We start from the raw sequence: 7,383 nt of genomic DNA, 5'->3' as shown, positions 1-7,383 counted from the left end.
CGGAGAAAGTATCGGCAACTAAAAATGGTTGCAGGCGTTCACAGTATCTACCGGCCCGCAGACGGCGGGGAACCCGTAGCCCGGTCAGCGCAGCGCCACTGGGGAAACAAAGCGCAGAGTGGCTGAATTTCCCGGAGGCGATGCTGCGCATTTGTCCGGGCTACCGGCCCGCAGACGGCGGTGGACCCGTAGCCCGGTCAGCGCAGCGCCACCGGGAAACAAAGCGCAGAGTGTTGCAGAGGGGCCTGTTCCCGGGTTAAAGCCCTTCGGTGACGATTTTTGCCGCCGCGGCTAACACCTCTTTGCGGCTTTTCGCATCCTGCTGCGGCTGGGTAAAATAGGTCACCAGCACCAGCGGGGCATGATTTTCCGGCCAGATCACCGCGATATCGTTGGTGGTGCCGTAATCTCCGCCGCCGGTTTTATCCCCGACCGCCCAGCTTGCGGGCAGGCCTGCGCGAATGCTTTGCCCGCCGGTGGTATTGCCTTTTAGCCACGTTACTAACTGGGCGCGCTGCTGTTCGCCCAGCGCATTGCCCAGCGTCAGCTTGCGCAGGCTTTCGGCCATCGCCAACGGGGTGGTGGTATCGCGCTTATCGCCGGGAATCGCGCTGTTCAGCGCCGGCTCCGTACGATCGAGACGAAAAGTGACATCCCCGATACTCTGGGCGAATGCGGTCACCTTTTCCGGTCCGCCAAGGTAGCTAATCATCTTATTCATCGCGGTATTGTCGCTGTACTGCAGCGCCGCCGCGCTGAGTTCCGCCAGGGTCATTCCGCTTTGCAGATGTTTTTCGGTGATCGGGCTCCAGACCACTAAATCCGATTTTTTAATCTCCAGCCTTTTATTCACCACCTCTGGATTGCTTTCGCTCTGTTTTAACACCGCGGCGGCGGCCATCACTTTACCGGTGCTGCACATGGCAAAACGTTCATCGCCGCGATAGAGGGTTTGCGAATCATCTGCCGTGTTAATCAGCGCTACGCCCAGCCGACCGCCGGAACGTTTTTCTAAATCAGCCAGCTTTTGCTGGATAGCATCGGCACTGGCCCATAATGAACCGCTCGCCAGCAGCAGCGGAACGGCGGCGGCCATCAGGGCGGTTTTACGCCACGAACTTTTCAACATCTCAGACTCCTTGATAGTGATGAGCTGCCCGGACTATCCGCGACTCCCGCGCTTTTGACAAGCACTATGTCGATGATGGAATTCCATCATAAATTCGTTATTCGTCCTCCTCTGCGCCTGCTTATAGTGTCTCTCCCCGGCAAAATAAAATCAGGAGCCGCTATGTTCCCGTCACAGTTACCCAAACCGCGCCATCCCGCCGCCTCGGCGATCCCCTCGCTGCGTTGGGCCATTATTGGCCCCGGCTGGATTGCCGAGCGCTTTGTGAAATCGTTAAAAGAGCTCAGCCACCAGCGGGTGGTTGCCGTCTCCTCGCGCACGCAGCAAAAAGCCGACGATTTCGCCGCCCGCTGGGGGATCCCGCAGGCTTATGCTCAGGTGGATGAGATGCTGGCGCGACCGGATATTGATGCGGTTTACGTTGCCACGCCGCATAACCACCACTTTCCCGACGGGCTGCGGGTGCTGCAGGCGGGCAAACATGTGCTGATTGAAAAGCCGTTTGCGCTGAACCGGCGGGAAGGCGCGGCGCTGAAAGCGGAGGCCATGAAGCAGGGGACGCTGGCGATGGAGGCGATGTGGTGCGACTACGCGCCGAAGTATGACGTGATTCGCCAGCTGCTGGAGGACGGCGTGCTGGGCGATCTGCACACGCTGCTCGCCGATCACGGCGAGTTTTTTACCCCGGATCATCGCATTTTTAATGCCGATCTCGCCGGCGGGCCGATGATGGATCTCGGCAGCTATCTGACCTCATTCTGCGTGATGGTCGGCGGCGTGCCGCAGGACATTATCGCCCGCGGGCGTCCCGCCCAAAGAGGCGTCAACGGGCAGATTTCGATGCTGTTTAACTGGGAAAACGGCTTACAGGGATTGCTCAATACCACCCTGTTCAGCAACACGCCGGGCGGCGCGGTGGTGGCCGGGCGCGATGCGACCCTTACCCTCGACGGGCAGTTCTACGCGCCGGGGAATTTTACCCTCGCCGCCAGCCAGGGCGGGCAGGTGCTGCGCTGGGAGGAGCCGCGCAACCGCTACGACCAGCTGTTTTATCAGGCCGAACATTTTGCCTGGTGCGTGGGGCAAGGGCTTACGGACTCGCCGATCCGCCCGCTGGCCAGGGTGCTGGAAAACCTGAGCGTGATGGACGAAGTGCGGCGGCAGATTGGCGTGATATTTAACGAGGAGCGTTAACGGCGCGCCGTTGCCCCGTATGCCGACCGCATACGGGGCTTTTTTACGCCAGCGGTTCGACGCTGACAAACTGCCCTTGCCGCAGGGAAAGCACGGCGGCTTCGGCGATAGCCTGCGCCCGCAGCCCGTCCAGCAGCCCCGGCAGGTCCGGCACCGCTTCTCCGCCTAGCGAGCGGACAAAAGCATCCAGATGCGCGTAGTACGACCCCTCGACGCGACTGAACCAGTCCGGATAGAGTCCGGGCTGAATGCAGCGCGCTCCCTGCCACAGCGTGACGCCGCGCGATGCCTGACTGCCGGACTCTATCACCCCCTGCGGGCCAAGCAGGCTAATGCGCTCATCGTAGCCGTGGCCGGTGCGCCGGGTGTTGTCCAGCTGCGCCAGCGCGCCGCCGCGCATCCGCAGCATGACAATAGAGGTATCGACATCGTCGAATTCGGCAATTTCCGCCAGCGCCAGCGCACCCCCCAGCGCCGCGACGGTCGTCACTTCATCACCGGTAAGAAAGCGCAGCAGGTCAAAGAAGTGAATCGCCTGGTCGCGCATCTGGCCGCCGGAGCTGCGCAGATATTCCAGCGGCGGCATAACCGATGCCCGACACACCATCTGAACCAGTTCGATTTGGCCAATCGCGCCCGCCTCGATCTCCCGGCGCAGCTGCTGGTGGCTGGCGTCGAAGCGGCGGTTAAAGCCAACGGTCACCGGTACCCCGAGCGGCAGCACTTTCTCGACGACCTGGCAGGCGCGGGCCAGCGAAAGATCGATCGGTTTTTCGCAGTAGACCGCTTTTCCCGCGCGCGCGGCGGCTTCCAGCAGCGCCGCGTGTGAAGGCGTCGAGCTGGCGATCAGTACCGCGTCAATGGCGTCGCTATTGATGGCCTCGGCGACGGTTACCGCCCGCGCGCCGTAGCGGGAAGCCAGCGCTTTCGCCCGCTCGGGATCGGCGTCGGCCACCATGGTCAGAACGGTCCGCTCATGCCGAGCGAGGCTGGCGGCGTGAACCTGGCCAATAAAACCGCTGCCCAACAATGCAAAACGAATGCAGGTCATTTTTTTCTCCAGAAAGAGGGATTTAGCGTTGCCAAAGTAATCCGTTTGCTACACTGACCGACACACGCGTTTTGATGGATTTCCATCATGGGGGAGACGATGAAAAGCATTTCGCTGGAGGCGCTGGCTAAACGGATTGGCGTGGGCGTCGCGACCGTTGACCGGGTGCTTAACGAACGCGGCGGCGTGTCGCCGGAAACCACGCGCAGGGTGCTGCAGGCCGCGCGGGAGGCAGGGCTGAAGCGCATTCTGCCGGAAGAGCGCCGTCTCCCGTGGCAAATAGAAGTGTTTCTCAGCGATAACGATTCGCGCTTTTTCTCCCGTCTGACGCAGGATTTCGCCGACGTGGCGGATAGCCTTGGCTATCGCCGACTGACGCTGCACCGCACGCTGGTGGCGGAGTCCGCGCCGGAAAAGCTGGCGAAAAGCCTTATCCGCAGCAGCAAAAAGCGCCATGCGATAATTGTCTTTGGCAACGAACATCCGCGGGTCTATGACGCCTTGCGCCAGTGTCGCGAGGCGAACGTGCCGGTGATTACGCTGGTCACCGATCTCCCCGGCGCGCAGAGGCTTTGTCACGTCGGGATCGATCAGCAGCAGGCCGGCCGCACCGCGGGCAGGATGATGGGGTTAATGGCGCACCGTCCTGGAGAAGTGCTGATGCTCAGCGGGCGCCAGGACTTCAGCGCTCATCGCTTACGGATTCAGGGATTTCGCGAGGTGATTAGCCAGCGCTTTCCGCATCTGCTGCTGGGCGAGGTTTTGGCGGGGGAGGACAACCGACAGCGAATCGACCGCGTGCTGGAAGAGGCCCTGCGCCGCAACCGCGACGTGGTGGGCATCTACAATACCGGGCTGGGCAACACGCAGGTGGCGCAGGCGCTGGCTCGCCATCGCCGCTACGGCGAGTGCTGCTGGATGACCCATGAACGCTACAGCACCACCCGTGAACAGCTGGCCCTGGGGGGAATGGCGCTGACGATCGATCAAAACCCGCGCCAGCATGCCCGTCTGGCGGTGGAGCTGGCCCTGCGCCATCTGGAAACCGGCTATCAGCCGCATCTGTTCAGCGACGGCAAGGTCGAATTTATCCTTTACAGCGCTGAAAACGTCGACTGAGCGCCCGCCGCCCGCGGGGCGACATCCCCTTTTACACCCTATATCCTGTCTCGTTTTAAACCGCTGCCGCTATCGGCGCGCCGCGCGGCAAACAGTCGCCTGCCTCTCATTTTTTGCGCATTTATGCGTCAATGTTAGATGTGTGTCAAAGTTCTGTTAACACGCAGTTTTAAAATTTTCATTTCAGTTATTTACTTATAAAAGTTTCATATGTGTTGTTAATGAAATAAATGGTCTGGAATTTTTCTTCCGCTATAAATGGACTAATGTTTCAAAAAACCATTTTAAAACAACTGAATTTTGTGATTTCGATCAACAACAAAAAATGCACCAGCGCGCGGGCTGTTTTTTCAAAAAGCTGGAAAAGCAGGCGCTTAACGCACAATTAATGAAACTATTTTTTCATTTTACCTTACCTAACCGATGTACCTGAAAATAAAGGATCAACGATGAATATTAAGAAAACGGTTGTTGCCTCTTTGATAGCCTGCATGCTGCCAGCGGTCGTGATGGCGAAAGATATTTCGGTCGGTGTTTCCATGGCGCTATTCGATGACAACTTCCTGACGATTCTGCGCACCGCAATGCAAAAAGAGATGCAAAAAGATGGCGTTAAGGCGCAGGTGGAAGATGCCAAAGGCGACGTCTCCCAGCAGCTACAGCAGGTGCAGAACTTTATTGGCCAGGGCGTCGACGCGATTATCGTCAACCCGGTCGACACCAACGCGGTCAAACCGATTATGGACCAGGCGACCAAAGCGGGCATTCCGCTGATCTTTGTTAACCGCCGCCCGCAGGCGCAGCTGACCGACAAAATGGCCTACGTTGGCTCCGACTCGGTGCTGGCGGGGCGCTTACAGATGGAAGCGTTAGCCAAAGCGATGAACGGCAAGGGGAACGTCGCCATTCTGCTCGGCGACCTGGCGAATGAATCGACCCGTGACCGCACCAAAGGCGTCGAAGAGGTGGTGGCGAAGTACCCGGATATCAAAATCGTGCAGAAGCAGACCGCGAAATTTACCCGCAACGATGCCGTTGACGTGGTCAGCAACTGGATGACCAGCGGCGAAGACATTCAGGCCATCGCCTCCAACAACGATGAAATGGCCATCGGCGCGCTGCAGGCGCTGGGTAAAAACCCGAACCATATCCTGATTGCCGGGGTGGACGGGACGCCGGATGCCCTGCAAATGCTCAAAAACGGCAAGATGATCGCCACGATTTTCCAGGATGCCAAAGGGCAGGGCGAAGGCGCGGTGGATGCCGCCATTAAGCTGGCCAACGGCGAGAAAGTGGAAAAGATCATCGACGTCCCTTACCAGCTGATCACCAAAGACAACATGGCTGAGTTCGTTAATCGCAACCAGAAATAGTCGCTCAGGGTACGGAGGTGAAGTATGAACGCTTTTGCACTTGAAGCCGAAGGGATCAGTAAATTCTTCCCCGGCGTGAAGGCGCTCGACAACGTCTCATTACGCGTGCGCCCGGGGACGGTGCACGCGCTGATGGGCGAAAACGGCGCCGGAAAATCCACGCTGATGAAATGCCTGATCGGGATCTACCGTCCCGATAAGGGCGCGATTCGCGTTAAAGGGGAGCCGGTCCAGTTTCAGGATACGATGGACGCGCTGCGCGCCGGGATCTCGATGATCCACCAGGAGCTGAATCTGGTGCCGCATATGACGGTGGCGGAAAATATCTGGCTCGGCCGCGAGCCGATGAAATACGGTTTTGTCGATCATCGCCAGCTTGCCCGCCAGACGCAGGATCTGCTGGATAAACTCAATATCCGGCTATCCGCCGACCGGCTGGTGGGGGAGTTAAGTATCGCCTCCCAGCAGATGGTGGAAATTGCCAAAGCGGTTTCGTGGAACGCGGATATTGTGATTATGGATGAGCCGACCTCGGCGTTAACCGAAAGCGAAGTGGCGCATCTGTTTACCATTATTCGCGATTTACGCCAGCAGGGAAAAGCCATTATTTATATCAGCCATAAAATGGATGAGATTTTCGCGATTACCGATGAGATCAGCGTATTTCGCGATGGCACTTGGGTCGGCAGTAAACATACCACCGAGTTTACCCGCCAGTCGCTGATCACCCAGATGGTCGGCCGGGAGCTCACCCAGCTCTTTCCCAAGTTCAATAACGCCATTGGCGAAGAGGTGCTGACCGTCCGCAATCTGTCGCGCAAGGGGGTCTTTCACGATATCAACTTTAGCGTACGCCGCGGCGAAATCCTCGGCGTGGCGGGGCTGGTGGGGGCCGGGCGTAGCGAAGTGATGGAGAGCCTGTTCGGCATGGATAAAGCCGATAGCGGCGAAGTGCTGATTGAGGGAGTGCCGGTCACGATTGACTCGCCTTCGACGGCGATTGAAAAAGGGATGGCGCTGCTGACGGAAGACCGCAAAAAGTCCGGACTGTTTCTCGTGCTGTCGGTGCTGGAGAATATGAGCATCGTCAAAATGCCGGAATATATCGGTAAAACCGGCTTTGTTCAGCACCTCAAAATGGCCGAAGACTGCATGGAGCAGATCCGCCGCCTGAATATTAAAACCCCCACCATGGATCAGATTATTAATAACCTCAGCGGCGGTAATCAGCAGAAGGTACTGATTGCCCGCTGGCTGCTGGCCCAGCCGAAAATACTGATTCTCGATGAGCCGACGCGCGGAATCGACGTCGGGGCGAAAGCGGAAATTTACCATCTGATCAGCGAGCTGGCCAACCGCGGCGTGGCGGTGATTATGGTCTCTTCAGAATTGCCGGAGATTCTCGGGATGAGCGATCGGGTGATGGTCATGCATGAAGGGCGTATTACCGGCATCCTCAATAAAGAGGACGCCGACCAGGAAACCATTTTGTCGTTGGCATCCCATTGAGGCACAGA

Annotated in this window: 6 protein-coding genes; 4 read left to right on the top strand and 2 right to left on the bottom strand. The window is 58.3% G+C overall.

Translation table 11 applies throughout. The features are described from left to right. Positions 1-256 precede the first annotated feature (256 nt). The gene (gene blaOXY / locus ABLU88_RS20590; protein ID WP_348837790.1) at positions 257-1,129 is read right to left on the bottom strand and encodes an OXY family extended-spectrum class A beta-lactamase; all 873 of its coding nucleotides are present in this window, start codon (positions 1,127-1,129) and stop codon (positions 257-259) included. Between the two features lie 162 nt (positions 1,130-1,291). Here blaOXY and ABLU88_RS20585 point away from each other — a divergent pair, with 162 nt between their 5' ends. Next, positions 1,292-2,323: a Gfo/Idh/MocA family oxidoreductase gene (locus ABLU88_RS20585; RefSeq protein WP_042944496.1), complete on the top strand. Its 1,032-nt coding sequence runs from the start codon at positions 1,292-1,294 to the stop codon at positions 2,321-2,323. Positions 2,324-2,366: 43 nt separating this feature from the next. On the opposite strand, the gene ABLU88_RS20580 is transcribed toward ABLU88_RS20585, so the two are convergent. Beyond that, complete coding sequence (locus ABLU88_RS20580; protein WP_348837788.1) at positions 2,367-3,374, bottom strand: Gfo/Idh/MocA family oxidoreductase; 1,008 nt, start codon at positions 3,372-3,374, stop codon at positions 2,367-2,369. 99 nt (positions 3,375-3,473) lie between these two features. On the opposite strand from ABLU88_RS20580, the gene ABLU88_RS20575 reads away from it, so the two are divergent. From ABLU88_RS20575 to ABLU88_RS20565, 3 genes are all read left to right on the top strand, one after another. Further along, positions 3,474-4,493 (top strand): LacI family DNA-binding transcriptional regulator, encoded by a 1,020-nt coding sequence (locus ABLU88_RS20575; RefSeq protein ID WP_025107107.1) that lies wholly within the window; start codon positions 3,474-3,476, stop codon positions 4,491-4,493. 449 nt (positions 4,494-4,942) lie between these two features. Further along, complete coding sequence (locus tag ABLU88_RS20570) at positions 4,943-5,866, top strand: sugar ABC transporter substrate-binding protein (protein ID WP_004848507.1); 924 nt, start codon at positions 4,943-4,945, stop codon at positions 5,864-5,866. A 24-nt stretch (positions 5,867-5,890) separates the two neighbouring features. Continuing rightward, positions 5,891-7,375: a sugar ABC transporter ATP-binding protein gene (locus tag ABLU88_RS20565; RefSeq protein WP_004848509.1), complete on the top strand. Its 1,485-nt coding sequence runs from the start codon at positions 5,891-5,893 to the stop codon at positions 7,373-7,375. The last annotated feature ends 8 nt before the right edge of the window (positions 7,376-7,383 follow it).

It is taken from the genome of Klebsiella sp. GW_Kp182 (assembly GCF_040062275.1).
Lineage (GTDB): Bacteria > Pseudomonadota > Gammaproteobacteria > Enterobacterales > Enterobacteriaceae > Klebsiella > Klebsiella michiganensis.
This window is presented reverse-complemented; position numbering and strand designations above follow the sequence as displayed.